General features: G+C 60.4%; 1 pseudogene. It reads right to left on the reverse strand.

What is annotated here, in order from left to right:
- Positions 1–389: pseudogene (locus KUM49_RS38090) on the reverse strand (hypothetical protein); the annotation flags it as partial.
- Positions 390–1,075: the final 686 nt, after the last annotated feature.

The following is a 1,075-nucleotide window of genomic DNA, read 5'->3' on the forward strand; positions in this document are numbered from 1 at the left end:
TGTTTCTGCTTGTCGCGCAGGGCGATCGCCACGGGTACGGGCAGAGCCCGGGCGCCGCCGAGCGCGCCCACCACCGCAGCCGCCACCACCGTGAACTCATGCGCTCCGGCAACATAGGTGAAGTCGGAAGGGGACAACCCCTCCCGCGCCAAGGCGAAGAGCACCTCTTCAACGTTGCCGGGATCCGAGACCGACAGGGTGCGCTCGATCAGTCCGCTGTGCCTACTCGCCGGTGCCTCACCCGTTGCAGCGACACAGACCAGATGGCATCCAAGGCGCACCAATTCTTCTGCAACCTGCTCGGGCTTCCACCCAATCAGAAGAAACAGTTCGTCCCGGTGTCGCTGATTCTGCGCATCTCGCGGCGGCATCTCAATCCCCCCGTTCATAACAATAGGCAGTGAGCGCCCAGATTCACGCCGCGGCACATCTGTGGGAAAAGTAGTGATCCAGCGACGGTAACTCGGGCCTTAACACTTGCATTTTTGCTTGATGGTCTCAGTGTTCACCATCAAGACACTTGACCAGTCAGGTTATGTCCCATATAATGGGACATTTTCTGATCAGGATTTACCTTTCCATGAAGATCCTTTGCACGGCTGCAAGTAGTCTGTGTGGGCGCGATGGAGATCCTGGCGTCGTCAACGCCCTGAGTCGCCACGCATTGCTCTTTGACTCATTCACGCATAAACCATTTGCGTCGAAGTACTTCCGTGGAGGATCCTTTGATCACTGCGCCAGCCCTACCGCACAACGTTCTTCTTGTGGGCTTGAAACCACTTGCCGCCTCAGCCTTGCTGGCCCGGGGATGTGCGGTGGTCTGTGTCGTCAAGCCTAGGGAAGCCGCGAAGGCGAGCGCCCTCGGTGGCCTGCGCGTTGTTGTGACAGAAGACCCATCCGACGTCGAAGATGTGGTTTCCGCCTTGGCGCGGGAGGGGTTGTCCCCTTCCGACTTCACCGTGGTGACCAGTGGTCAGGAGTTCACGGTGGTGGCGGCTGCGGTGGTGGGCGCGCTCGGCGGCGCCCGGGCTCTGCCCGTACCCGTGGCGATCGCCCTGCGCGACAAGCAGAAACA

Source organism: Streptomyces sp. AC555_RSS877 (assembly GCF_019049245.1).
Lineage (GTDB): Bacteria > Actinomycetota > Actinomycetes > Streptomycetales > Streptomycetaceae > Streptomyces.